General features: G+C 71.6%; 21 protein-coding genes and 1 tRNA gene. 8 read left to right on the forward strand and 14 right to left on the reverse strand.

The window, feature by feature from the left end; genetic code table 11:
* The 6 genes from PLJ28_RS00910 to PLJ28_RS00935 all read right to left on the reverse strand — a co-directional run.
* The coding region (locus PLJ28_RS00910) for a protein kinase domain-containing protein (RefSeq protein ID WP_324589829.1) at positions 1 to 1,642 on the reverse strand (1,642 nt) is incomplete at its 3' end.
* The gene (locus PLJ28_RS00915) at positions 1,639 to 3,087 is read right to left on the reverse strand and encodes a penicillin-binding transpeptidase domain-containing protein (protein ID WP_298042550.1); all 1,449 of its coding nucleotides are present in this window, start codon (positions 3,085 to 3,087) and stop codon (positions 1,639 to 1,641) included. The genes PLJ28_RS00915 and PLJ28_RS00910, both read right to left, overlap by 4 nt.
* Positions 3,084 to 4,520, reverse strand: a complete 1,437-nt coding sequence (locus tag PLJ28_RS00920; protein WP_298042553.1) for an FtsW/RodA/SpoVE family cell cycle protein — start codon at positions 4,518 to 4,520, stop codon at positions 3,084 to 3,086. Before PLJ28_RS00920 ends, PLJ28_RS00915 begins: the two co-directional genes overlap by 4 nt.
* Positions 4,520 to 6,067, reverse strand: a complete 1,548-nt coding sequence (locus PLJ28_RS00925) for a PP2C family protein-serine/threonine phosphatase (protein ID WP_324589830.1) — start codon at positions 6,065 to 6,067, stop codon at positions 4,520 to 4,522. Before PLJ28_RS00925 ends, PLJ28_RS00920 begins: the two co-directional genes overlap by 1 nt.
* Before the next feature lie 5 nt (positions 6,068 to 6,072).
* Positions 6,073 to 6,615 carry an FHA domain-containing protein FhaB/FipA gene (locus PLJ28_RS00930; protein ID WP_298042559.1) on the reverse strand — a complete coding sequence of 181 codons (543 nt, stop codon included), beginning with the start codon at positions 6,613 to 6,615 and terminating at the stop codon, positions 6,073 to 6,075.
* Positions 6,612 to 7,508 carry an FHA domain-containing protein gene (locus PLJ28_RS00935; protein ID WP_324589831.1) on the reverse strand — a complete coding sequence of 299 codons (897 nt, stop codon included), beginning with the start codon at positions 7,506 to 7,508 and terminating at the stop codon, positions 6,612 to 6,614. The genes PLJ28_RS00930 and PLJ28_RS00935 overlap by 4 nt, the downstream gene beginning before the upstream one ends.
* Before the next feature lie 288 nt (positions 7,509 to 7,796).
* On the opposite strand from PLJ28_RS00935, the gene PLJ28_RS00940 reads away from it, so the two are divergent.
* Positions 7,797 to 7,880 (forward strand) — tRNA-Leu (locus tag PLJ28_RS00940).
* A gap of 116 nt (positions 7,881 to 7,996) precedes the next feature.
* Here PLJ28_RS00940 and PLJ28_RS00945 read toward each other — a convergent pair.
* From PLJ28_RS00945 to PLJ28_RS00960, 4 genes are all read right to left on the reverse strand, one after another.
* Positions 7,997 to 9,199, reverse strand: coding sequence for a M20 family metallo-hydrolase (locus tag PLJ28_RS00945; RefSeq protein WP_502876472.1), 1,203 nt, complete (start codon positions 9,197 to 9,199; stop codon positions 7,997 to 7,999).
* Positions 9,200 to 9,305: 106 nt separating this feature from the next.
* A complete protein-coding gene (locus tag PLJ28_RS00950; RefSeq protein WP_298042568.1) occupies positions 9,306 to 10,943 on the reverse strand; it encodes an amidohydrolase in 1,638 nt (545 codons plus the stop codon).
* Positions 10,940 to 12,601, reverse strand: a complete 1,662-nt coding sequence (locus PLJ28_RS00955) for a thiamine pyrophosphate-dependent enzyme (RefSeq protein WP_324589832.1) — start codon at positions 12,599 to 12,601, stop codon at positions 10,940 to 10,942. Before PLJ28_RS00955 ends, PLJ28_RS00950 begins: the two co-directional genes overlap by 4 nt.
* 88 nt (positions 12,602 to 12,689) lie before the next feature.
* Positions 12,690 to 14,054 (reverse strand): MFS transporter, encoded by a 1,365-nt coding sequence (locus PLJ28_RS00960; RefSeq protein ID WP_324589833.1) that lies wholly within the window; start codon positions 14,052 to 14,054, stop codon positions 12,690 to 12,692.
* Between the two features lie 139 nt (positions 14,055 to 14,193).
* Between PLJ28_RS00960 and PLJ28_RS00965 the strand changes: the two genes are divergently transcribed.
* Entirely contained in the window at positions 14,194 to 15,348 is a 1,155-nt protein-coding gene (locus tag PLJ28_RS00965) for a PucR family transcriptional regulator (RefSeq protein WP_298042577.1), read from the forward strand.
* A gap of 40 nt (positions 15,349 to 15,388) precedes the next feature.
* On the opposite strand, the gene PLJ28_RS00970 is transcribed toward PLJ28_RS00965, so the two are convergent.
* Positions 15,389 to 16,591 (reverse strand): glycosyltransferase family 4 protein, encoded by a 1,203-nt coding sequence (locus tag PLJ28_RS00970; RefSeq protein ID WP_324589834.1) that lies wholly within the window; start codon positions 16,589 to 16,591, stop codon positions 15,389 to 15,391.
* 79 nt (positions 16,592 to 16,670) lie between these two features.
* The gene (locus PLJ28_RS00975; RefSeq protein ID WP_324589835.1) at positions 16,671 to 17,927 is read right to left on the reverse strand and encodes an NAD-dependent epimerase/dehydratase family protein; all 1,257 of its coding nucleotides are present in this window, start codon (positions 17,925 to 17,927) and stop codon (positions 16,671 to 16,673) included.
* 385 nt (positions 17,928 to 18,312) lie between these two features.
* Between PLJ28_RS00975 and PLJ28_RS00980 the strand changes: the two genes are divergently transcribed.
* From PLJ28_RS00980 to PLJ28_RS00990, 3 genes are all read left to right on the forward strand, one after another.
* Positions 18,313 to 18,876 (forward strand): YceI family protein, encoded by a 564-nt coding sequence (locus PLJ28_RS00980; RefSeq protein WP_010145364.1) that lies wholly within the window; start codon positions 18,313 to 18,315, stop codon positions 18,874 to 18,876.
* A gap of 258 nt (positions 18,877 to 19,134) precedes the next feature.
* A complete protein-coding gene (locus PLJ28_RS00985; protein WP_298042586.1) occupies positions 19,135 to 19,857 on the forward strand; it encodes a dienelactone hydrolase family protein in 723 nt (240 codons plus the stop codon).
* Between the two features lie 5 nt (positions 19,858 to 19,862).
* The gene (locus PLJ28_RS00990) at positions 19,863 to 20,708 is read left to right on the forward strand and encodes a LysR family transcriptional regulator substrate-binding protein (RefSeq protein WP_298042589.1); all 846 of its coding nucleotides are present in this window, start codon (positions 19,863 to 19,865) and stop codon (positions 20,706 to 20,708) included.
* Between the two features lie 16 nt (positions 20,709 to 20,724).
* Here the strand turns inward: PLJ28_RS00990 and PLJ28_RS00995 are convergent, their stop codons facing one another.
* Positions 20,725 to 21,294 (reverse strand): gluconokinase, encoded by a 570-nt coding sequence (locus PLJ28_RS00995; protein WP_298042591.1) that lies wholly within the window; start codon positions 21,292 to 21,294, stop codon positions 20,725 to 20,727.
* Positions 21,295 to 21,333: 39 nt separating this feature from the next.
* The gene (locus PLJ28_RS01000) at positions 21,334 to 22,662 is read right to left on the reverse strand and encodes a uracil-xanthine permease family protein (protein ID WP_298042609.1); all 1,329 of its coding nucleotides are present in this window, start codon (positions 22,660 to 22,662) and stop codon (positions 21,334 to 21,336) included.
* A gap of 190 nt (positions 22,663 to 22,852) precedes the next feature.
* Between PLJ28_RS01000 and PLJ28_RS01005 the strand changes: the two genes are divergently transcribed.
* Genes PLJ28_RS01005 through PLJ28_RS01015 form a run of 3 tightly spaced genes read left to right on the forward strand, consistent with a single transcriptional unit; the run spans position 22,853 to position 25,644 of the window.
* Entirely contained in the window at positions 22,853 to 23,803 is a 951-nt protein-coding gene (locus PLJ28_RS01005; RefSeq protein ID WP_298042593.1) for a carbohydrate kinase family protein, read from the forward strand.
* 52 nt (positions 23,804 to 23,855) lie between these two features.
* On the forward strand, positions 23,856 to 24,752 hold the full coding sequence (locus PLJ28_RS01010) for an HAD family hydrolase (RefSeq protein ID WP_183530366.1): 897 nt from the start codon (positions 23,856 to 23,858) through the stop codon (positions 24,750 to 24,752).
* Between the two features lie 25 nt (positions 24,753 to 24,777).
* The gene (locus PLJ28_RS01015; protein WP_298042600.1) at positions 24,778 to 25,644 is read left to right on the forward strand and encodes a glycerophosphodiester phosphodiesterase family protein; all 867 of its coding nucleotides are present in this window, start codon (positions 24,778 to 24,780) and stop codon (positions 25,642 to 25,644) included.
* Positions 25,645 to 25,653 lie beyond the last annotated feature (9 nt).

Below are 25,653 nucleotides of genomic sequence, written 5' to 3' on the forward strand. Positions count from 1 at the left end.
GTGCCGAGGTGGTGGCCGGCGGTGCGGTCGTGGTCGGCGGTGCCGAGGTGGTGGCCGGCGGTGCGGTCGTGGTCGGCGGTGCCGAGGTGGTGGCGGGCGCCTGGGGGCCGGTCGAGTAGTCCACCGTCACCAGCGTGCCCACGGGCATCTCGCCCTGCGGGGAGAGGGACAGGACGGTGCCCTCGGGGCTGCTGTCCTCGATGGGCCTGGCCTCGACCTCGAGTCCCAGGGCCTGCAGGGCGCGGGTGACGTCGTCGATCTGCTGTCCGCGGTACTGCGCTGCCACCACGTCGACGGTCTCCGGCAGCGTGCTGGTCTCGCTGGCCGAGGTGGGCGGAGCCGAGGTGGTCTCCTCGCCACCGCCACCGGCGAGCATCGGGCCGAGCCACATGCCGAGGATGACGAAGCCCGCCAGGGCCACCAGTCCGATCATCGGCCAGGTCCACGGGCTGCGCCGCTTGCGCCCGGCCGTGCGGTCCAGTGCGTCGTGGTCGTCGGCACCCCCGGACCCACCGGGTGCGGCGAGACCGGACGTGTCGGTGCCGGGGACGCCGTCGGGCGAGCCGGTGGCCGAGATCGGCCCGGCCCCGGCGCCCGCGGCCGCACCCGCGGCAGCCGCGCCGGCCACCGGCAGGGCCGAGGTGCCGGTGCCCCGGGAACCGGAGGCCCCCGGGGAGCGGTCGATGATCTCGGTGGCGTGGGTCTGGGTCATGCCCGAGTAGTCCACCGGCTGGGTCATGGCCTCGGTGGGTGCACCGGCAGCCGCGGCGCCCGAGGTGAGGAACGGCAGCATCCCGGGGACCGAGGCCGCCGCGGAGGCGGTGTCCTGGCGGCGCAGCGCCTCGGCGGCGTCGGCCAGGGACGTGGCATTGGCCGGGCGGTCCTGGGCCTCCTTGGCGAGCATGGACAGGATGAGCGCCCGCACCGGCTCCGGGATCGTCTCCGGCAGCGGCGGTGGCGGGTCGTTGACCTGGGCCAGGGCGATGGCGATCTGGGACTCGCCCGAGAACGGGCGGCGTCCCACGAGGCACTCGTAACCGATGACCCCGAGGGAGTAGATGTCGGAGGAGCCGGTGGCCTGCTGGCCCGTGGCCTGCTCGGGCGCCAGGTACTGGGCGGTGCCCATGACCTGCCCGGTCGCCGTGAGGGGCACCTGGTCGGCCAGGCGGGCGATGCCGAAGTCCGTGACCTTGACCCGGCCGTGCGGGGTGATCAGCAGGTTGCCCGGCTTCACGTCCCGGTGCACCAGGCCCTGGGCGTGCGCGGCGGAGAGGGCACGTGCCGTCTGCGCGATGATGTTCAGGGTCCGGTCCGGGGACAGGACCTTCTCCTTGTCCAGGATCGCGGACAGCGGCTGGCCGGGGACCAGCTCCATCACGAGGTAACCGGAGCCGTCCTCCTCACCGTAGTCGAAGACGTTGGCGACCCCGGGGTGGTTCAGCAGGGCCGTGTGCTGGGCCTCGGCACGGAACCGGCGCAGGAAGTTCGCGTCCCCGGTGTACTCCTCCTTGAGGATCTTCACCGCCGTGAGCCGGCCCAGGACCTTGTCCCTGGCCTTCCAGACCTCGCCCATCCCGCCGATGGCGATGCGCTCGGTGAGCTGGTACCTGCCGCCCAGCGTGATACCCGATGTCGGCCTCACTGTGTGACCACCGCCTCCATGATGTCCTTCAGTTTCGTCGACGTCAGCGCGCTGCCGGTGTCGTAGTCGATGTTCTGGTACACGAGCGTGACGGCCACCTGCGGGTCGTCGGCCGGGGCGAACCCGGTGATCCAGGAGTGGACGTCGTCCGTCTCGGCGCTGATCTGCGCGGTGCCGGTCTTCGCGGCGATGTCCACCGTGTTCGACTTCGCCCGGTAGGCGGTCCCGCCCTCCACCACCCCGCGCATCATCTGGGTCATCTGGGCCGCGACCTCCGGGGTGGTGGAACGCTTGAAGACCTCCGGCTGGGTCTCCTCCAGCAGGGTCAGGTCCGAGCCGCGGATGGAATCGATCAGCTGCGGTTTCATCAGGGTCCCGTCGTTGGCGATGGCCGCGGCCACCATGTTCATCTGCAGGGCGGTGGCCTTGACGTTGCGCTGGCCCAGCGCGGACTGCGCCAGTTCCGCGTCGTCCATGTCCTCGGGGAACTGCGAGCCGGAGACCGTCAGCGGGATGTCGAAGGACTCGTTGAAGCCGAAGTTCTCGGCCGTGGTGCGGATCCTGTCCTGGCCCAGCTCCATCGCGGCGGTGGCGAAGGGGGTGTTGCAGGACTGGGCGAAGATCTCCGCGAGGGTGGCCTGGTCGAAGGTGCCGCAGATCCCGCCGCCGAAGTTCCCCAGCTGGGTGCTGGAGTTCGGCAGGGTGATGCTGTCCGGGACCTCGAGCACGGAGTCCGGCTGGTACTGGCCCGACTCGAGCATGGCCACCGTGTCGATCAGCTTGAACGTGGACCCGGGGGCGGCGAGGGAGGCGGTGGGACGGTTCACGTAGGGGCTCAGGCCCGGGACGGACTGCAGCTCCTCCATGTTGGCCGAGGCCTTGGCCCCCGAGTGCACCGCCAGCAGGTTGGTGTCGAAGCTCGGCTTGGAGGCCATCGCCAGGATGTCCCCGGTCTTCGGATCCGTGATGACCGCAGAGGCGGTGACCCCGTCCGGCAGGGCGTCGTAGGCGACCTGCTGCATCTGCGGGTCGATCGTCAGCTCGACCTGGGCACCCTCCATGGGCGTGCCCGAGAACAGCTCGACGATGCGGTCCACGAACTGGCCGTCCGAGGTGCCGGCCAGGTAACGGTTCATCTTGTCCTCGAGCCCGGTGGCGCCGTACGTCAGGGAGTAGAAACCGGTCAGCCCGGAGTACAGCAGGGGGTCGTGGTAGACGCGCTGGTAATTGAAGTCGTCATTGGACTCCACCGACTCGGCGATCGCCGCCCCGTCCACGAGGATCGGACCCCGGGCCGAGCCGAACTCCTGGTACAGCTGCCGGGAGTTGAAGTCGTTGTTCTTCAGGGTGTCTGCGGCGACCACCTGGATGATCGAGATGGCCGCGATGAGCACCATGAACATGGCGATGATGACGACCCAGGTGTTGCGGATGGCCTGGTTCATGCGATCTCACCTCCCGGTATGGCGGTGACGGGGGTCTCCGGCCCCGGCGTGGCGGCACCGGTGGCAGGGTCCTGGTGGCCGGAACCGGCCCCGGAGGCATTGACCATCGGCCCGACGGCGACCGGCCGGCGCGCGGACTGGGAGACCATGAGCACGAGGGCGACCACCAGCCAGTTCGCCAGCAGCGACGAACCGCCGGCGGCCATGAACGGCGTGGTCAGGCCGGTCAGCGGGATGACCATGGTGACACCGCCGATGACCACGAAGCACTGCAGGGCCATGGTGAACGCCAGCCCGGCGGCCAGCAGCTTGCCGAAGGTGTCCCGGGTGCCCAGGGCGGCCCGCATGATCCGGGTCACCAGCAGCACGAACAGCATGATGATGGCCGCCAGCCCGACGAACCCGAGCTCCTCGCCGAAGGAGGCGATGATCATGTCCGAGTTCGCGAAGGCCACGATGTCCGGACGGCCCCCGCCCAGCCCGGTGCCCAGCAGGCCACCGGAGGCCAGCCCGAACAGGCCCTGGACGATCTGGTAGCTGCCGGCGCCCCGGTTGTAGACCTCGGGGTCGAAGGCGTTGAGCCAGGCGTCCACCCGCAGTCCGACGTGGGAGATGGTGTTGACGGCGATCACGCCGCCCACGGCGACCAGGGCCAGGCCGAGCAGGATCCAGGAGGTCCGCGAGGTGGCGAGGTAGATCATGGCCATGAACAGGCCGAAGAACAGGATGGCGGACCCCAGGTCCCGCTGGAACACCAGCACGCCCATGGAGATCAGCCAGGCCACCACGAGCGGGCCCATGTCCCGGAACCGCGGGAACGTGATCGGCCCGATCCTCTTGCCGGCGAGCAGGATCAGGTCCCGGTTGGCGGAGAGGTACCCCGCGAAGAAGACGGCCAGCGTGACCTTGGCGACCTCACCGGGCTGGAACGAACCGACCCCGAGGTTGATCCAGATCCGTGCCCCGTTGATCTCCATGCCCAGTCCGGGAACGAGCGGGAGCAGGAGCAGGAGGCCGGAGATGGCCAGGAACAGGTAGGGCCAGCGGCGCAGGATCCGGTGGTCCTTCAACAGCCACAGCAGCGTGATCGCCGCGCCCATGGCGACCACCGTCCAGATCAGCTGGCGGGAGGCGGCGTCGTCCCCCTCGGCGACGTCGATCCGGTGGATCATCGCGATGCCCAGCCCGTTGAGGGTGATGACGATGGGCAGGATGTACGGGTCCGCGTAGCGGGCCTTGAGGCGCAGCACGAGGTGGAACAGCAGGGCCATGATCGCCAGCACGGCACCCTGGACCCAGTATTCCGGGGTGATCTCCCGGTCCATGCCGATGGCGCCGAGCAGGTTGGCTCCGACCCCGATGCACAGCCCGAGCAGGAGCAGGACGAGTTCGGTGTTGCGGCGCGGACGCACCGGGACGACGACCTGGTGCATCAGCCGGCACCCCCGGCGGGGCTCGGGCTGGTGGTGCGCTCCGGCGAGGGGCTCCCGGACGGCGTGGCCGTCCTGGTCGGGCCGTCGGTTCCGCGCGGGCTGGCAGACCCGGAGGGCCGCGGAGTGGCGGGTGGGGCAGGGGTCACGGAGTTCTCCAGGTCGGCGACGATCTCCTGGGCGTGTTCCAGGTCCCGGGCCGGCAGCCCGGACTCGACGCGCTGGCGGGTATAGGACGGCAGGTCGTCCAGCATCACGGCGGTCTCGGTGTCCAGGTGGGACAGGGTGATCGGTCCCAGTCTCTGGGAGACCCCGTTGTAGATGGCCACCCGTCCCTCGTGGGTCCCGACGTAGTACTGCGTCTGGGTCCAGAGGTAGCCCCAGGTCAGGACGACGGCGAAGATCAGTGCCAGCAGGGCGGTGAACACCGGGATGAACACCGACCGGCGGCGGCGGACCGGGTGGTCGGCCACCTGCTCCACGGCGTCACCGCGGGCGGGGTCAGCCGTGTCCGGATCAGCGGGCCGGCTGCCGCCGATCAGCTCGGAGGCGGCACTCGCGGCCAGGGGGTCCAGGGGCGGAGCGGTCTCGGCCTCGCCGGCGCCGGTCAGCAGCGTGGCGGCCCGCTTCTGGGTGCTGCGCCGGGTGACGATCGGGATCTGGCCGGTGTCGGTGGCCTGGGCGGCCGCCCCGACCAGGACGTGGGGGCGGGACTCCAGGTCCTCGCGCAGCAGGGAACCCGAGACCGGGCCCGTCTCCGCGGGCGTCGCGGCGGCCAGGGCCTCGTCGGAGAGCTGGGCACGGGGCGGGGTGGCGGCCTCCTCGGCGGTGGACTCCGCCACCTCGAGGGCGACCACGGTGACGTTGTCCGGCGCCCCGCCGGCCAGGGTGAGCTCCACCAGCTCGTCGGCGATGGCCTGCAGGTCCCGGCGGTGCCGCAGCTTCTGCTCGATGGTGGACGGGGAGACCACGGCGGTCAGCCCGTCGGAGCACAGCAGCCAGCGTTCCCCGGGCGCGGCGGGGAGGGCCGAGATGTCCAGCTCGGGGGAGGCGTCCACGTCACCCAGCACCCGCATCAGCACGTTCTTGTGCGGGTGGGACTCTGCCTCCGCGGGGTCCAGCCGGCCCTCGTCCACGAGCCGCTGGACGAAGGTGTGGTCCACGCTGACCTGTTCGAAGGACCCGTCCTTGAGGCGGTAGGCGCGGGAATCGCCGATGTGGGCCAGGTGCAGGGTCTCGCCCGCGAGCAGCAGCGCGGTGCAGGTGGTGCCCATCCCGGCGAGCTTGGGGCTGGCGTGCACCAGGTCGTTCAGGATCAGGTTCGCGTTCTGGATCTCGTCCGGCAGCACGGTGGACGGGTCCGGGTACCCCGTGGCGTCCAGCACCGCGAGGTCCAGGACGGTCGAGGCACTGGCCACGTCCCCGCCGACGTGCCCACCCATGCCGTCGGCGACGACGGCGAGGTGGAGGCCGGCGTAGGCGGAGTCGTCGTTCTTCGACCTGACCCTGCCCACATCGGACCGCGCGGCGAAACGGAGGACCAGTGGCATCGGGTTCAGGACCTCAGCTCCAGCACCGTCTTGCCGATGCGAATGGGCGTGCCCGGCTCGACCGCGACCGTGCGGGACAGCGGGTTGCCGCTCACGAAGGTGCCGTTCGTGGAGCCGAGGTCCTCGAGGAACCAGCGCGAACCCTGCGGGAAGAGCCGCGCGTGGCGGCCCGAGACGTAGTCGTCCTCCAGCACCAGGTCGGCATCCTCGGCCCGGCCCAGCAGCAACGGCGTGCCGTTGAGCTGGATGACGGTGTCCTTCAGCGGGCCCTCCGTGATCGCGAGCCGGGTGGCCAGCGGGCGCGCGGCCGGCGGGGCGGCCGCGGGTCCGCCGGGGGCGGAGGGTGCCGTGGAGGAGCCGGTCGGGGCGGCGGACGTGCCGCCACCGGCACCGGCCGCGACGGGCGTGCCGGCCCCGCTGCGGGAACGGACCTTGTTCCGGGCGCCCACCATCAGGTCACGGCCCTGGGAGGAGACGATGGAGATGATGAGGATCCACATGACCAACAGCAGGCCCATGCGCAGGGCTGCGACGGCGAGTTCGCTCACTGGTCACCTCCCTGGTTCCTGGCCGGTAGCTTGCGGAAGACCATGGTGACCCGGCCCATGGTGATCCGGTCCCCGTCACGCAGCACGGTGGACCCGTCCACCTTACGGTCATTGACGTAGAAGCCGTTGGTCGAGCCGAGGTCGACCGCCATGACGGTCGGCCCGCGGGTGATCACCTCCAGGTGACGGCGCGAGACCCCGGTGTCGTCCACCAGGATGTCCGCGTCCGCCGAACGGCCGAGCACGATCGAGTCCGCGTTGATCGCGTACTTGCGTCCATCGATCTCCAGGACCGGCTGCAGGGGGGCGTCGGCGTCTACAGGGCGGGCCCGGGGTCCGGGGCTGGAGGTCCTGGGGGCTGCGGGTGCCACGGCGGCCGGGGGGACCGGTGACGGGCCCGGGGAGGGGGAGGGCGTGGGGCGAGGTGCCGGCTCACGCTCCACCGGCGCGGAGGGCGCGACGTCGGCCGAGCCGGTCGCCGTGGGCGCGGCACCGGAGCCGCCCGCCTGGTCCGCCCCGCCGGTGCGGTCGGAGACGGCCTCGATCCCGAGCTTGCCGGGGCGCAGGGCGCCGTCCTCGACGAAGGTGACCCGGACCGGACCGTGCAGGGTGTACCCCTGGTCCTGGGCGTGGCGGATGGCCTCGTCACACAGTTCCTCGGCCAGGGCGGAGCCCCACTTGCGGGCCAGCTCGAAGTCAGGGGTGGAGAAGGACACGGTGAAGACATTGGGCACGAGGGTGCGGCCCTCGGAGAGGGCCATGGCCTCGTCGTCCATGGCCAGTCGGAGGGCATTGGCGATCTCGACCGGCTTCACCGCGCGGGTGCCGCCGGCCGAGAAGGCCGACTGCACGGCCTTCTCCAGGCCGCGCTCGAGGTTGTCCAGAAGACCCACGCGGGGTTCTCCTTTCCGCAGATGTCTGTGTCGATAGTACGCGGCCGGGGTGAGGGAACCGTGAGAGGCGGGACCACCGCGGATTGCGGAGTGGTTGCGAGGGGGACCGGTGGCCGGTGCCGGTGGGGTGGCAGTGGCCGCATCGGGGCCCGAAGACCGGGTGTCCGCACCGCCTCCGTCCTCGATTTGGGATTCGGAGAAGGTTGTGGCTAAGATGGACCCTGCTGTTCTGACCGGCACGAAGGAATCCGCAAGGCCTTTCGTCCGGGAAGACAGACCAGCAATCTCGCGCGAGTGGCGGAATTGGCAGACGCGCTGGCTTCAGGTGCCAGTGTCCTTACGGACGTGGGGGTTCAAGTCCCCCCTCGCGCACGCGAGTCGAGGAAGGCCCCGGACCATCGGTCCGGGGCCTTCGTCATGAGTACGGCCACGTCGTGCGGTGGGGGTCGCATGCGGGCGGTCCGCCCCCGCAGCGACCCGGCCTGGAATCAGCGCGGATCGACGAAATGGCCCGTCACGGCCTTGGCCACGACCGCCTCGAGCAAGCGCAGGCCCGCGATCATGTCCTCGTCACTGGTGTACTCCCGCTCGTTGTGCGAGATGCCCTCCGCACTGGGGATGAACAGCATGATGGTTGGGACCAGGTCCTTGAGGTTCGTGGAGTCGTGGCCGGCCAGGGTCCGCACCACGCGATGGGGCAGGCCCAGTCCCTCGGCGCACTCGCGGGCCAGCTCCATGCCGGCCCGGTCGTAGGCCTTGGCGTCCCACAGGTGCTCGGCCCCCCGAACGATCTCCACCGACTCCCGGGCGGCGATCGCCTCGATGCGGCGCCGCAGTTCCGCGTCGGCCGCGGCGAGCCGCTGCGGGTCCGTGCTGCGCAGGTCCATCAGCAGGTCCACCCGGTTGGCCACCACCACGGGGGAGTTGGGGTACACGGAGAACTCGCCGCACGAGGTGATGACCATCCCGTCGTCGTCCGTGAACTGTTCGGCGACCTCACGGGCGGCCACCACCATGGACGACGCGGCGAACAGGGCGTCCCGGCGGTCCGCGATCACCGTGGCCCCGGTGTGCGCCTGCTCCCCGTGGACGGTGTACTCGTACTTGTTCGCGCCCCAGGTGGACTCCACCAGACCGATGGTGGCTCCGGCGTCCTCGAGCGAGCGTCCCTGCTCGATGTGGATCTCCACGTACGCCGCGAGGTCGAGGCTGGCCTCGCCGACGGTCCGCAGGGACTGCAGGGCCTCGCGGACCGTGACGCCGTCCGGATCCCGGGTCGCCAGCGCCTGTTCGGCGTCCAGCTTGCCGGTGAAGACCGAGCTGCCCATCATGGACGGCTTGAAGCGGCAGCCCTCCTCGTTGAACCAGTTGACGACCGCGATGTTGAACTCGGCCTCCTCCTCCGGGACGGCGTCACGGACCGCCGCCGCGGCGTGCGCCGCGGCGAGGACCCCGTAGGCACCGTCAAAGCGGCCGCCGGAGGGCTGGGAGTCCAGGTGGGAACCGACCGCGATGTACGGGGCGCCCGGCACGAGCTCGAGCAGGGCGAACTGGTTGCCGATCCGGTCATAGCGCACCTCGAAGCCACGGGCCTCGCACAGCCCACGGAACCAGTTGCGCGTCTGGCCGTCGGCGTGTGTTCCGGCCTGGCGGTCCACCCCTCCTCCCGCGGTGGCGCCATGGGTGCTCATGGAGGCGAAGTCGGCGAGGAAGGCGGTGGCGTCGATGGACACGGCGTCGATGGTCACAGCGGGTCTCCGGGTTCTGTTCGGGGGTGGGGTGATCGGGCGCAGGTGGTCAGCGCCGGTGGGTGCAGGAGCCGCCCACGAAGGTCGCCAGGACGTCCAGGTCGTTGAGGTCGTCGGCCTCCAGGGGCGAGCCGCTGAGGACGGCGGCGTCGGCGAACTTGGCGCGGGCGAGGGTGCCCCGGGTGGAGGACTGGCCATTGGCCGCCGCCGACCACTCGGTGTAGGAACGCAGCGCCTGCTCGGCGGTGAGCCCCTCCTGCGCGCCGATGACGGCACCGGTGTCACTGCGCCGGTCGATGGCCGACTGCATGCCCCGCAGCATGTCGTTGTCCGCCACGGGCAGGTCGCTGGACCCGGCCAGGATCACGCCGGCCTCCACCAGTGTCCGGCCGCGGTAGATCCAGTCCCGGCGGTGGTCGTCCAGGCGGTCGGCCATCTGGTCACCGATGGGCTGCAGGAATCCCGCCTGGGGCGTCACGGCCACGCCTAGCCGACCGGCCCGGGCCACCTGGTCCGGACGGGAGACCCCGAAGTGCTCGATCCGGTTGGGCGCCCCGCGGAGGCCGAAGCTGTCCTGGCAGTCCTCGATGAGGTCCAGGGCGAGGTCGATCGCCGCGTCGCCGATGGCGTGCAGCGCGATGGGCCAGCCGGCCCGGTACACCGCCTTCACCCGTTCGCGGTACTGCTCTGGGGTGTCCAGAAGGTAACCGGTGTTCCCGTGGTGGCCGCAGAAGGACTCCGTGACCGCCGCCGTGCGCCCCAGCAGGGAGCCGTCCAGGAAGACCTTGACGTGACCGAAGCGGACGCGGTCCGTGCCGAAGGCGAAGCGCTCGCCGAGGCCCAGGCCCAGGGCGGTGCCCATGCCGTGGAAGTCCTGCGCGTGGCCGTCCACGGTGGACAGGGAGTCCAGGGCGGGCATGAGCTGGGCACGGGCGTGCAACCGGCCGGTCTCCGCGGCCAGCTGGTAGGCCGCGACCTCCGTGGGGCTGTGGCCGATCCAACCACCGCCGACCCCGGCCTCGGTGAAGCTGGTGATACCGCGTGCGGCGTAGCGGCGGGTGGCCGCGTCGAGTGCGTCGGCGATGTCCTCGGCCGCGTAGGGCAGCAGACGCCGCTGCAACAGGCTCTGAGCGGTCTCCTCCAGCACGCCGGTGGGCCGGCCGGCGGCGTCCCGGACCACGGCACCGCCCGTGGGGTCGGTGAAAGCGGGCTCCAGCGCGCCCACCGCGCGCAGCGTGGCGGTGTTGGTGATCGCCGAGTGCCCCGAGGTGTGCCGCAGGTAGAGCGGACGGTTCCCGGTGATCGCGTCCAGCCGATCGATGCTGGGGTACTGGCTGTCGTGGTCCTTGTCATTGAAACCGGTCCCGTGGATCCAGGCGTCCGGCTGGGCGTCGAGCCTGCGTACCTCCGCCTCGAGCATCGAGTACAGCTCCTCCAGCCCACGGGCGCGGTCCAGCGGGACGGCCTGCAGGCCCAGTCCCCACCAGGTGGTGTGGCAGTGCGCGTCGTTGAAGCCGGGGACGATCGTGGCACCGTCGAAGCGCTCGGTGCTGCGGGCCGTCATGCCCTTGAGATCCTCGTCGAACCCGACGATCATCCCGCCGATGACCCCCATCCGCCGGACCCGAGGCCGTTGCGGGTCGAGGGTGATGATGGCGTCCGCCTCGAACAGCTGGTCCAGCATCATGGCCTGGCTCCGGCGAACTCGGCTTCGACAGCGTTGGCAGTGCCGGCCGGCACGGTCTCCCGGTCCACCACGAGGTGGATCAGGGCCGCCGTACGGCTGGCCAGGGCGCGCTCGACGGCGCCCCGGACGCCGTCGGTGGTCTCGACCCGCTCACCGAAGCCACCGAACGAGCGCATGAATGCCCCGAAATCGGGATTCGCCAGGTCCGTCCCGGAGACCCGGCCGGGGTACTCGCGCTGCTGGTGCGTCACGATGGTCCCGTACCGGCCGTTGTCCACCACGACGACGATCGGCGCCGCACCCTCGGCGATCGCCACGGACAGCTCCTGGCCGTTCATCAAGAAGTCCCCGTCCCCGCAGACCGCGACGACGGTGCGGTCCGGGTGCACCAGGCTCGCGGCGACGGCGGCCGGCACGGCGAGCCCCATAGCCCCGTTCCGTGGCCCGACCAGGCTGTTGGGTGCCTCGTGCACCAGGTGCCGGTGGCCCCAGAGGGTGGCGTTGCCCGCCCCGTAGGTGCACACGCGGTCGGCCGGCAGCAGCTCGGCGAGGACCCCGAAGGCGACCCCGAGGTCCACGCCCTCCGGCGGGTGCTCCGGGCCCGGCTGGGAGAAGCGGCGTTGGTCCGCGGCCAGCAACCGCATCCACTCCTCGCCGCGCTCGCCGCGGAGCCGGTCCGCCCCGAGCCGGAACAGGGCGTCCACAGCCGTGGCGGGGCCGGCCACCACGAGCTCGTCGATCCGGCCATGGTGCATCAGGGCCTGCGGGTCCGGCATGGCGACCACGGTGGTGGGCTCGAACCCGGCCGTGTAGCCCTCGCTGAGGACGTCACTGCGACCGCAGCCGACGAAGAGCAGCAGGTCCGCCTCGAACAGCCGGGAAGCCAGGGTGTCCGCCCGGCCGTACCCGAGCCAGCCGGCGTACGCGGGTGATGAGTTGGGCACGGCGTCGTAGGCCCTCCAGTCCGCGGCGACCGGGATGCCGGCGGCCTCGGCCAGCGTGGCGAGGTCCGCACCCGTGGAACCGTGCCAGCCGTCCCCGCCGGCGATGAGCAGGGGACGCCGGGCCCCGGCGATCAGCTGTCCGATCCGCTCGAGTTGGTCTGCGTCGACGGACGGCCGGGCCACGGGACGGGGGGCCGGTGTCGGGGCCTCGGTCAGCTGGACCAGGATGTCCTCCGGCAGGCCCACCACCACCGGGCCCGGGCGGCCCGAGGCGGCCAGGTGCATGGCCTGGGCGATCACCTCGCCGGCACGGTCGGCGACCTCCACGGTCAGCACGCCCTTGGCGGTGGTACCGAACCAACCGTCCAGGCTGAACTCCTGGAACGACTCCTGGCCGCGGTCCCGGTGCGGGATCAATCCCACCATCAGCACCATGGCCGTGGCGTCCTGCCAGGCCGTGTGTACCGCGATCATCGCGTTGGCCGCGCCGGGCCCGCGGGTGACCATGGCCACGCCGGGGCGGCCGGTCAGCCGGCCCTCGGCCAGGGCCATGAAGCCGGCCCCGCCCTCCTGTCGGCAGACCACGGTGCGGATGGCCGCGTCGTGCAGGCCGTCCAGGACGTCCAGGTAGCTTTCTCCCGGGACGACGTAGACACGTTCCACGCCGTGCTCGGCGAGGGTGTCCACGATCAGGTGACCGGCTGAGCGTGACACGGTGGTGACTCCTTGGGGTCGGTGGTTCCGGGACCGGTGGCCCCGGGGCGGGTGAGCGGAAGGGGAGAGTGGGGGAAGGCGGGACGACTCAGTGCTTGAAACCGGGCAGGTTCACGCTCATCCGCGGGGAGACCAGTGCCGAGAAGGCGGTGAACAGGGACAGGAAGACGAGCATCACCGCGGCGGGCCACCAGTGGTTCGCAGCGGTGGCCACCAGGGCGGTGGCGATCACCGGGATGAACCCGGAGAGCATCCCGGCGATGTTCTGGGCCAGCCCCACGCCGGTGTACCGGTACTTGGCCGGGAAGAGGCCGGTGAGGATGGTGCCGGAGGCCGCGTAGGGGATGGAGAGGGACGCCACGGCGATCGTCATCCCGAGCACGACCACCACGGGGTTGCCGCTCTCGATCATCAGGAAGCTGGGCCAGGCGAGCACGGCGGAGGCGAGACCGCCCCACAGGATGACCTTGCTGGCACCGAACCGGGCACCGGCCCGGCCGGCCAGGATGAGCACGGGGATCTCGACGGCCGCGGCCACCAGGCCTCCGAGGAGCATGACCGTGCGGTCGTACTCGAGGATGTTCACGCCGTACCAGACCACGAAGGCGGTCACCAGGTAGAAGCCGCCGATGCCCAGCAGACCGGCCGCCATGCCGACCAGGATGTGGCGCCAGTACCCGCCGAGGGTCTCCCGCACGGGGCTCTGTGCGGTCTCACCCTTTTCCATGAGTTCCTCGAACACCGGCGATTCCTCAAGCCGGCTGCGGATGTACAGGGCCACCAGGAGCATCGGGATGGCGGCCAGGAACGGCAGGCGCCAGCCCCAGGCGTCGAAGGACTCCTGGGTCATCCACAGGGCCAGCAGGTAGAAACCGCCGGAGGAGAGGATCGTGCCGATGGGTGAGCCGATCTGGGGGATCGCGGCGTAGATGGCCCGCTTCTCCAGGGGAGAGTTCTCCACCACGATGGTCATGGCCCCGGACCACTCACCGCCCACGAACAGTCCCTGGCCGATGCGCAGCAGGACGAGCAGCAGGGGAGCGGCCAGGCCGATCGCCGCATAGGTGGGGAGCATGCCGATCAGACCGGTCACCGCCCCGATGCCGACGATGGTGATCATCAGGACCTTGCGCCGGCCGATGCGGTCGCCCAGGTGACCGAAGACCAGACCGCCGAGCGGGCGGGCCGCCAGCCCGACACCGAAGGTGGCGAACGAGGACAGCGCGGCCGCCGTCGCGTTGTCGGTGGCGAAGTACTGGACGTTGAAGACGATGGCCGCCGCGGCGCTGAACAGGAAGAAGTCGTACCACTCCAGGGCGGTGCCGATGAGGGCGCCCATGGCAACCCGGTTGGCCTCCCGGGTGGTGAGCTGCCGCGCCGCGCCGAACTCGATGCTGGCGGTGGTCGGAGGAGCGGCATCGGGGATGATGCCGGTGGTGGTCTGCTGGTCCATGGCGACCCTCTCAGGGATGTGGGTGAGATCACAGTCTCGGTTGCTTCGTACCAGTGTGGTGGGCATCCTGCTGGCTTCGGCACGGCATGTGCCCCCGGATCCCGCCTCAGTATTGGGCATGTGCACATACACTGTGGTCATGAGCGCGTCGCCCATGTCCTCGTCCCCGCTGCCGGAGGACCGGGACCGGTGGCTGCGCCTGCTGGACAGTCTCGACGTCGACGGCCTGACGAGGCGTTTCCTCGACGCGGTCCGGCAGTTGCCCGACTACGTGAACCCACCCATCCCGTGGTCTCGCGTGGCCGAGGACGCGGAGGAGTCGTTCCTGGGCCTGGTCTCCGCACTGCGCGGGACGGAGCACTGGGTCCTCGAGGGCATCGCGACCCAGGTGGGTGTCACCCGGGCCAGGGCCGGCATCCCGCTGACGAGCCTCATGAGTGCGATCCGCCTGGACTTCGCCCTGTTGTGGGAGGAGCTGGTCGCCCTCGGAGACGTCGATGACATGGGCATCCTGCTTCGTCACGCGGCACTGGTGTCCGAGACGGTGGAGACCTACGTCCAGCAGACGCAGCACGCCTACCTGGTCGAGGAGCGGCGCATGGCCGACGAGATAGACGCCGAGCGGCGCGGCCTGCTCACCGAGCTGCTCGCCGAGCCTCCGGTGACGCCCGCCCGGCTGGCGCAGATCGCCGAACGGCTGGGAGTGGGCGTCGAGTGGGAGTACTCCGTCTATGCGAGCCGGGACGAGTCGCTGCAGCAGTTGCGGGTGGAGGCGGCTGCCCTGGAGCGCCAGGGCACCCAGGTGCTCTCGACCTATACGGGCAGCGGCCTGGTGGTGATCGTCCCCCACCCGCCGCGGACGGGACGGGCGCGCCTGCGACGCGTGGACCAGCTGAGGGTCGGCGCGGTCGGGGACGTCCGGGGGATGTCGGAGGTGAGCAGGGCGGTTCACCTGGCCAGGGAGCTGGCTGAGGTGCTCCGTCCGGGAGAGGCGGGATGCATGACCCCCGCACGGGGCTGGACGCGCGTCATCAGGCAGAGGCTGGCGGGGACCTCGCTGCGGGAGGTGGTGGACCTGTCTCCGCTGCTGGCGGGCTGCGGACCGGCCGAACGCTCCTCCGTCGAATCGGCCGTGCGCAGCTACCTGCGGACGGGGAGCATCGCGGAGACCTCCACCGAGCTGTTCTGCCACCGGAACACGGTGACGAACCGGCTGCGTCGCTTCCAGGAGCTCACCGGGATCGACCTGACCGTCCCGGACCAGGCCGCTCGGGCCGTCATCGCCTTCTCCTGACGGCCGTCGCCCGCAAGAGCCACGCGGGAAGAGGCGCCTCTCAGTCCAGGGGCCGGGGCATGGGCCGGGCGAAGCGGTCCAGCAGTGGCCCGTTGAGACTGCGGTGGTCCCTCCAGTGGGTGTCGATCGCCTGGTCGTAGAAGCCCGCCAGCGTCTGGGTGGCGGCGCGCCAGGAATGCCGTTCGGCCTCCTCGCGCGCGGCCCGGCCCATCCGGAGGCGCAGTCCGGGATCCGCCAGCAGTCGCCCGAGCCGGTCCGCCCAGCCGTCCACGTCACCGGGGTCGACGAGGAAACCGGTCCGCGCGTCGTCGATCACGAAGGGGACCCCGCCCGCCCGGGCGCCCACCACGGGCACCCCGGAGGCCATCGACTCCAGGGCCACCAGGCCCAGCGTCTCCGTGGTCGAGGGGAAGGCGAAGACGTCCGCGCTCGCATAGGCCTGGGACAGCTCGGGGCCGGACAGGTAACCGGTGAACACCGTCCACGCCGGGTCGAAGTGCCTCCTCAGTTGCTCCACGTGGGGGCCCGAACCGACCATGGCCAGCCGGGCTCCGGGCACCCGCTGCCGCAACCGGCGCATGGGTTCCAGGAGCGCATCCAGGTCCTTCTCCCGGCTCATGCGTCCCACGTAGACCACGAGGGGAGCCTCGGGGTGGCCGTCCGTGAGCCGGGCGCGCATCGGCGCGGAGGCGTGGGAGGGGTGGTAACCGATGGTGTCCACGGCCTTCGGCCACAGGCCCACCCGCCGGATCCCGACCTGGCGGGCCCGCTCCACCATGGGGCCGGAGGTGCACAGGTTCACCTCGGCCTTGTTGTGGATGAACCGGATCCAGCTCTCCGCGGGGTGCCGTGCCCAGCCGACCCGCAGCGACTCGGTGTACTGGGGGACGTCCGTGTGGAAGCTGGCCAGCTGGGGCACGTCGCGCCGTCCTGCGGAGAGCACCCCGTAGGCGGCCAGCCAGACCGGGTTGACCGTGTGCACCAGGTGCGGGCGGAAGGCCTCCATCTTCCGGGCGATCTCCGGGGTGGGCATGCCGACCTTCAGCTCGGGGTACAGCGGGCGCAGGGAGACACCGCGCACCCGGACCACCTCGTGGCCCGCGTACTCGGCCGGCGGGTGGCCGGGGGCGAAGAGCAGGACCTCGTGGCCCAGGTCCCTCAACTGTTCCAGGGTGCGCACCACCCGGGTCACCACCCCGTCGATCTTGGGCAGGAAGACCTCGGTGAACATCGCGATGCGCATGCGGCTCCTCGGCGGGCGCTGCGGGAGGTTCCCGACGCCGGACCGCGGGCGCCGGCGTCGGGGGACCTCCCGTGTCAGGTCACTGGGCGGAGGCGTGCTCCGCCGGCGCCGGGCGGGACGGGGTGTACTCCGGGATCCCGGCATGCTGCTGGGCCGTCCACAGGGAGGTGGCCGGGACCCTGGACAGGTCCGCGCGGTCCCGGTACCTCTCGGCGATCTGCTCGACCTCGAGCAGCAGGCCCTCGGACAGGGTGGTCGGGTTCAGTCCCAGGTCGATGAAGGCGTCGTTGACCACGTGGAGCTCGTTCTCGGCGGACTCCTTGCGCGGGTTGGGCACCATCTGCACCTCCGCGCCGGTGATGCGCCCGACCAGCTCGGCCAGGTCCCGGACGCGGTGGGTCTCGGTCATCTGGTTGAAGATCTTGACCCGGTCCCCGGTGGCCGGCGGGTTCTCCAGGGCGATCTGCACGCACCGGACCATGTCCTGCATGTGGATGAAGGCGCGGGTCTGGCCACCGGTGCCGTGCACGGTCAGGGGGTAGCCGACCGCAGCCTGCATCAGGAAGCGGTTCAGCACCGTGCCGTAGTCACCGTCGTAGTCGAAGCGGTTGATGAGGCGTTCGTCGAGCTGGGTCTGCGCGGTGTGCGTGCCCCAGATGATGCCCTGGTGCAGGTCCGTGATCCGCAGCGAGTCATTCTTCACGTAGTAGGCGAAGAGGTGCTGGTCCAGCACCTTGGTCATGTGGTAGATCGACCCCGGGTTGGTCGGGTACAGGATCTGCTGCGGGATCCGGTGCGGTTCGACCGGGTTGCCCTCGGCGTCCTCCTGGGCGGTGACCTCGACGTCCAGGTAGCCCTCCGGGATCTTCATCCCTGCCGTGCCGTAGCCGTACACGCCCATGGTGCCCAGGTGCACGAGGTGGATGTCCACGCCCGAGTCGACGATCGCGCACAGCACGTTGTGGGTGGCGTTGACGTTGTTGTCGACGGTGTAGCGCTTGTTCTTCGGGGACTTCATGGAATACGGCGCGGCGCGCTGCTCGGCGAAGTGGACCACGGCGTCCGGGCGCTCGGTGCGGAAGAACTCCACCAGGCCCTCGTAGTCCTGGGCGACGTCCAGGAAGGCGAAGCCGATCTCCTTGCCGGAGACCTCCTGCCACGCGGCGCGCCGCTCGGACAGGGACCGGATGGGGGTCAGGGACTGCGCCCCCAGCTCCTCGTCGATCACCCGGCGGGAGAAGTTGTCCACGATGACCACCTCGTGGCCCAGGTCAGACAGGTGCAGGGAGGCGGGCCAGCCACAGAAGCCGTCTCCGCCGAGGATCGCAATCTTCACAGGTACTCCCATTGCAGGTTGAGGGTGACCGGACACCGTCCGCCGGTCCCGGTCGTCGTCCGGGGCGCGGCGGGTCGTCGTGTGGGTCGGGCTGTGTCGAGCCTATCCAACCGCCGACCGCGTGCGGGTCCTGCTGGTCCCCGCATGACGGCCTGACCGGGGACGCTCGACCGCCCCGGGCCGTGGCGGGCGGCGGGCGGGATGGGGTAGGGGTGGAAGCGGTGGACCGGCGCGCTCCCCGGGAGTACCTCGAGGTTCACGGGACGTTCATCTCGCGGGCAGGAATACTTCCCGGGGAGGCGCTGTTCTATTGAACGTTCAACCATAGAAGGTGGACCGGCCGGACCGCGGTCCGGACGCCGCCGCAACCCAGAGGAGAGCTCATATGACCGCACTGACCCCCGGTACCTGGAACCTGGACGCCACCCACACCGACGTGGACTTCACCGTCCGCCACGCCGGCATCTCCAAGGTCCGCGGCACCTTCAACGCCGTCGAGGGCTCGCTGGTCGTCGGTGACGACGCCACGGCCTCGAACGTGAACGTGACCATCGACGCCAACTCCGTCGACACCGGCCAGCCGGACCGCGACGCCCACATCAAGGCAGCCGACTTCTTCGAGACCGAGGCCCACCCGAACATGACCTTCGTGTCCACCGAGGTGCGTGGAGACGCCGCCGGCGAGTTCACCCTCGTGGGCGACCTGACCATCAAGGGCATCACCCAGCGCGTCGAGCTGGACGCCGAGTTCGGCGGCCAGACCGTGGACGCGTTCGGCATGACCCGCGCCGGCTTCGAGGCCAAGGGCGAGATCTCCCGCAAGGACTTCAACATCACCTGGAACGCCCCCCTGCAGGCCGCCGCCGGTGGCGTGCTCGTCTCCGACAACGTGAAGATCCTGATCGACGCCTCCTTCGTGCTGCCGTCCGAGGAGACCGCCCAGGCCTGATCCTCAAGGGCCTCCTCCGGGAGGTCCCCGCAGCGCCCCCGCCGCGGCCGCCGGCCGACCGGACGCCTGGGGCCGACCACGCCCCCGTTCTCCCGTGGATCTCCCGGGAGGGCGGGGCGTTCCCGACCGCCGGGCGTCCCCGCTACGGGCACTTGCCGTGCGGGAGGGCACCCCTAGACTGGCGATGGACCTGGACCCGGCGGCGCCGAGGGCGCCACGACGCCGGGCCCTGAGGACGAGACCGACGGAGGCCCGTACATGGCAGGCAAGACCGCGCACCAGAACACCACCTTCCCGCTGCCCGACAAGGACCCCGGCCAGGACGGCGACCGGCTGGGCCACGGCTACCTGGCCACGCCCGAGTCCGGATCCGGGCCGGGTGTCATCGTCATCCAGGAGTGGTGGGGACTGACCGACCACATCAGGGACGTGTGTGATCGCCTGGCCGCGGAGGGCTTCACCGCCCTGGCCCCGGACCTCTTCGGCGGCTGGGTGGCCCACGACGGCGACGAGGCCGGCGAGATGATGTCCAAGCTGCCGGCCGAGGAGGGCGCACGCCAGCTGGCCGGCGCCGTGGACTACCTGCTGTCCCTGGACGCGGTGACCTCGCAGACCGTGGGCACCATCGGCTTCTGCATGGGCGGGGGGTTCGTGCTCGCCCTGGCCGCCCAGCAGGGCCCGAAGGTCTCGGCGGCCGTGCCGTTCTACGGAGTGGGCCAGGCCGTCCCGGACGCCTATGCGGGCGTCAGGGCCGCCGTGCAGGGTCACTACGCCGAACAGGACTCGATGTTCCCGCCGGACCAGGCGCGCAAGCAGGAGCAGCAGATCCGCGAGGAGTCTGGTGCCGAGGTGGAGTACTTCTTCTACGACGCCCCGCACGCCTTCCACAACGACGAGAACCCGCAGGGCAACTACCGGCCCGAACAGGCCCGCCTGGCCTGGTCCCGCGCGGTGCAGTTCCTCAAGGACCGGGTGAAGTAGGCCCCGTGCCCCGTGCCCGCGACCGGGCGTCCGATCCGCGGCCGGCGCCCGTCCCGGCCGTCCCGGAGACGCTCTTCCTCTCCACCATCCCCGGTGCCTCCCCCTCCAAGTGGGTGGACCGCTTCACCTCGCGCGAGCGCCGGGCCCAGCTGGTGAACCACGACGTCGGCGGGCAGCTGGCGTTCCTGGCCCCCGGTCCCGGTGGCTCGGCCCCCCGGGGCCTGCCCCAGCTGGGCTACCTGCGCTGGTCGCTGGACTCCGGGCCGGAGGCGCTGCTGCGCGCGGGCGGGATCGATCCGCAGGACGTGCACGTGGTGCGGTTCTACGAGGAGGACCCGGTGGTGTGCGTGGGCAAGGACCACCTGCTCGCCGCCTGGGACCCCGAGGCGGACGGCCCGGTGCCCGTGGAGGAGCTCGACCCGCAGGCACTCATGGACCCGGACCGGTTCGCGCCCGAGCCGCCGGCCGATCCGCTGGAGGCGCCGGAGGTCCCCGGCTCCGGGGAGCGGATGGCCGTGGAGATCGTCGCCAGCGGGACCGGGCACACCGTGCTGCCGGCATCCGTGGCGCGCATGTTCGGCCGCAAGGACGTGATCGTGCTGCCGCTGTCCGGCCACCCGGGCTGGGGCGTGGGTCTGGCCTGGCTGAAGTCGGCGGACTCCGAACTCGTCCAGGACTTCGTCGGGGCCGCCAAGGGCCGACGTCCCGGCTCGTCCCGGAACGATCGCGGACAGTCCGCCGCGGGCTCCGCGTCCACCGGGGCATCGCGGGCGGCGGCGGGCGGGCGACCGGCGAGGAAGCCCTCCAGGGCGCCGGCGAAGTCCTCCTCGAAACCGCGCAAGCGCCGCTGAGCGGCCGTCGGGTCCCTCAGTCCCAGGACAGCACGAAGCCCAGCTCGTCCAGGATGCGGGACGCGGTGGCCTGCGGGTCCTCCGTGGAGGCCACCGTGATCCCGTCCTCCCCCGCGGCCAGCGGTTCCATCAGGGCCGCCTGGCTGTCCACCAGCGAGGCCGGCATGAAGTGTTCCCGCCTCGACGCCAGCCGGGCCCGCAGCTCGTCCGGGGAGGCCAGGATCTGCACCACGGTGACGGGGTAGCCGCACGAACGCAGCACGTCCCGGTGGGCGCGCCTGAGCGCCGAGCAGGCCAGCACCGCGGGCAGTCCGAGCCCGCCCAGCCGGCCCAGCTCCGCGGCGAGCCGGTCGAGCCAGGGCGCGCGGTCGTCCTCGTCCAGGGGGGTCCCGGCGGCCATCTTCTCGCGGTTGGCCACCGGGTGGAAGGCGTCCCCCTCCACCCAGACCCGGCCCAGCGCCGTCGCCACGAGCCGGCCGACCGTGGACTTGCCGGACCCGGTGGGGCCGGACACCACGAGGTGGGCGGCCCCGGCGGGCCAGGGCGCCGGCGTCGGGGGCTGCGGGTGTTCCGTGTGCTCGGCCACGCCCCCAGCGTACGGCGGAACGGGCCGGGACGGGCAGGCTCAGCCGAGGCGGCCGGGCTCGGCCGACTCGTACGGTTCCCCGTCCGGATCGGCGGGGACCGGTTCGGTGCCGCGCCACCGGGCGATGAACGTCATCAGGTGGAACACCACCAGCACCATCGCCGTGCCCAGGGCGATCCCGCCGAACTGCATCCCGCCGAGGTCCAGGGTGGGGTTGGCGATGGCGACGATCAGTCCCGTGCCGGCCGCCATCAGGTTGATGGTGTTGGAGAAGTCCACCGAGTTCTGCACCCAGATGCGCACGCCCATCACGCCGATCATCCCGTACAGGATGATCCCCGCCCCGCCGAGCACCCCGGCGGGGATGGTGTTGATCAGTGCGCCGAACTTGGGCAGGAACGCCAGGGCCAGGGCCGTGCACCCGGCCACCCAGTACGCCGCGGTGGAGTACACGCGGGAGGAGGCCATGACGCCGATGTTCTCCGCGTACGTGGTGGTGCCCACGCCGCCGCCCGCCCCGGACAGGGTGGTGGACAGGCCGTCGGCCATCAGCGCGCGCCCGTAGGAACCCTCCAGGTCGCGGCCGGTCATCAGGCCCACGGTCTTCACGTGCCCGATGTTCTCCGCCACGAGCACGAGCACCACGGGCAGGAACAGGAACAGGACGTTCCAGTGGAACTCGGGCGCGTGGAACGGCGGCAGGCCCACCCAGGCGGCCTGGCCGACCGGGGCGAAGTCGACCTGCCCCTGCACCAGCGCCACCAGGTAGCCCACGATGATGCCCAGCAGGATGGACAGCCGGCCGAGCAGGCCCTTGAACAGGACGGCGGCCACGACGATCGCCAGGGTCGTGGAGAAGGTGGTCAGCGGCACGTCGACCATGGCCTGCGTGGTGGAACCGGCCAGGTTCAGGCCGATCAGCGCGACGATCGTGCCCATCACCACGGGCGGCATCAGGGCGTGGATCCAGCCGACGCCGGCCCTCTGCACCACCAGGCCCACGAGGAACAGGGCCACGCCGGTGACCAGGACGCCTCCGAGGGCACCCCCGATCCCGTGCTGGTTCATGGCCGCGGAGATGGGGGCGATGAACGCGAAGGAACTGCCGAGATAGGACGGCACCCGCCCGGCGGTGATGACCAGGAACAGCAGGGTGCCCACGCCGGAGAAGAACAGGGAGGCGGTCACGGGGAACCCGGTGATGGTGGGGACCAGCACGGTGGCGCCGAACATGGCCATGACGTGCTGCACGCCCACGCCGATGGTCTGCGGCCAGCCCAGCCGCTCGTCCGGGGCGACCACCTCGCCCGGGGCGATGCGCCGGCCGTCACCGTGGACGGTCCAGCCGATGCCGAGGCGTCGGGTCAGTGCGGGACGCGAGGCGGGGCGGCGGCGGGGGGAGTCCGGTCCGGGCGTCCGGTCGGCGGGCGTGTGCGGGTCGTTCGTGGTCACGGTGCACCTTCGGTCGGCGTGCAGGAGGGGCTGTCCGGCCCCGGCGGTGTCCGGCGGGCGGCTTCATCCCCGGGGAGTCAACTGACCCGTAGGGTACCGTTGAATCGTGACTGACTACGTGGGTGTGATCGGCGAGGCGCTCGTCGACGTCGTCGTCTCGGACACCGCCACCCCACGGGCCCACGTGGGTGGAAGTCCCCTGAACGTTGCCGTCGGCCTGGCCCGCCTGGGGGAGAACGTGCTGTTCACCGGGCGCTATGGCCGGGACGAGTACGGGGACATGGTCCGCGACCACCTGGCGCGCAACGGCGTGGACTCCGTCCTGGGCCCGGACGACACCGCGACCTCGGTGGCCACCGCCCGGCTGGACCCCACCGGGGCCGCGAACTACTCGTTCGACCTCGACTGGACGCTGCCCCCCGCCGCGGAGCTCTCCGAGCTGGTCCGCCAGGCCCTGTGCCGGGACGGGAAGAGCCGGACCCTGACGCACGTGCACGCCGGGTCCATCGCCACCATGCTCGAGCCGGGCGCCTCCACCGTCATGGAGCTGCTGTCCACCCTGGAGCCGGACGTCACCCTCAGCTACGACCCGAACTGCCGGCCCTCGATCGTCCCGGACCGCGCCCTGGCCCGGCGCCGGGCGGAGGAGTCCGTGGCGCTCGCCGACGTCGTGCACGCCTCGGACGAGGACCTGGCCTGGCTGTACCCGGACCGCCCGCTCGAGGACACCATCGTGGCGTGGCAGCGGATCGAACCGGCCATGGTGGTGGTCACCCGCGGGGCGACCTCCATCCTCTGCGCCACCGCCGCCGGCGTCTCCGAGCACCCCGTGCACCCCGTGGAGGTGGCGGACACGGTGGGAGCGGGGGACTCGTTCACCGCCGCACTGCTGATCGCCCTCAAGGACCGCGGCCTGCTCGGTGCCGACCGCCGGGAGGCGCTGCGGGGCATCAGCCCGGAGGACACGACGGCGGTGCTCGCCTACGCAGCGCGGGCGGCGGCCATCACCTCCTCCCGGCCGGGCGCCGACCCGCCCACCCGCGACGAGCTCGGCTGAACCGGCCCGGGAGTCCGGTCCGGTCCACCGGCCCCCGGCCTAGAATGGACCCATGTCCCTCCCCGATCCGGCCCTCGATCCGGCACCGCCGGTCAGGCCCGGCGGCGCCACGCGACGTCCCCGGATGATCGCCAGCGACCTGGACGGGACCATCATCGGCTATGAGCACTCCCGCACGGGGTGGGTCTCGCCGCGCACGGTGGCCGCGTTCCAGGCCGCCCATGACGCCGGAGTGCAGGTGGTCTTCGTGACCGGCCGCCCGATCCGCTGGCTGACGCCGGTGGCCGAGGGCCTCGCCCACGCCGGGCCGGTGATCTGCTCCAACGGAGCGGTGGTCTACGACCTGGTCCGTGACACCGTGCTGGAGTCCCGGCCCATGATGCTGGACACCGTCCTGGAGGCCCGGGCCATGATCGCCGCGCTGGACCCCTCGGCGTCCTTCGGCGTGGAGACCCTCGACGGGTTCCACCTCGACGCCGCCTTCATGGACCGCCTGGACGAGGACTCTCCTGCCGAGCTCGCCCGGGGCATCCACGTCGGCCGGTCCCTGGACGAGGTGCTGCCCCCGGAACCGGAGGTGGTGAAGTTCCTGGCCAAGACGCGCAGCAGCGAGCCGGACGCCTTCCTGGCCGAGGTGCGGTCCCTGCTCGGCGAACTGCTGGCCGTCACCCACTCCGCCCCCGGCGTCGCCCTGCTGGAGATGTCCCGCCCGGACGTGAACAAGGCCAGCACCCTGGAGGACTTCGCCGCCCGGCACGGGATCTCCGCCCAGGAGGTGGTCGCCTTCGGGGACATGCCCAACGACCTGGAGATGATCCACTGGGCCGGGACCGGGTACGCCGTGGCCTCCGGGCACCCGCTGCTGCTGGAGGCCGCCGACGCCACCACCGATGCCTGCGACGACGACGGCGTGGCCGCGATCATCGAGCACCTGCTCACCCTGGACTGACCCCGCACCCGCTGCCGTTAGGGTGATGACCGTGAAGCCCCCCAGCCTGCCGCAGTACCTGAAGGACTCGTTGCCCGGCCGCCGGGGCTGGCCCCTGGCCTTCGCCCACCGGGGCGCGGACACCGCCCGGGAGAACACCCTCGCCGCCTTCCGCGCCGCCGTGGAACGCGGCTACGGCTATCTCGAGCTGGACGTGCGCACCACGCGGGACGGCGTGCTCATGGTCTTCCACGACGAGGTGCTGGACCGCGTCACCACCGGTACCGGCCGGGTCTCCGACCACACGTGGGAGGAACTGGCCCGGGTCCGCGTCATCGATCCCGCCCTCACCGGGGCCGCCGCCGGGACCCCCGGGGCCGCCGCGTCCGAGGCCCCGGAGGGTGAGCACCTGCTGCGCTTCGAGGACCTGCTGACCGAGTGGGACGACGTCCGCCTCAACGTGGACCTCAAGGACGACGCGGCGGCCGAGGCGATCGCCCGGATCGTGGCGCGCCATGACGCCTGGGACCGCGTGCTGGTCGCGTCCTTCCACGACTCCCGCCGCCGCAGGTTCACCCGGGCGTCCGGGCGGGCCGTGGCGATGTCCGGCGGGGCGCTGGCGGTCGGGGCCCTCGTGCTCACCGCCCCGCTCGGCCTGACGCGGTTCGTCGCCCGCCGGCTGGCCCACGTCCACTGCGTGCAGGTCCCGGTGAGGCAGGGGCCGATCACGGTGGTCACCCCGCGGTTCGTCTCGCGCTGCCAGGCCGCGGGACTGCAGGTCCACGTCTGGGTCGTGGACGAGCCGGCGGAGATGGAACGGTTGATCGCCCTGGGCGTGGACGGACTGATGACCGATGACGTCGAGGCCCTGGCCGCGGTGATGGAGGCACGTGGTTTCTGGCCCCAGCGGTAGGCCGCTACC

Source organism: Citricoccus sp. (assembly GCF_035445025.1).
Classification (GTDB): Bacteria; Actinomycetota; Actinomycetes; order Actinomycetales; family Micrococcaceae; genus Citricoccus.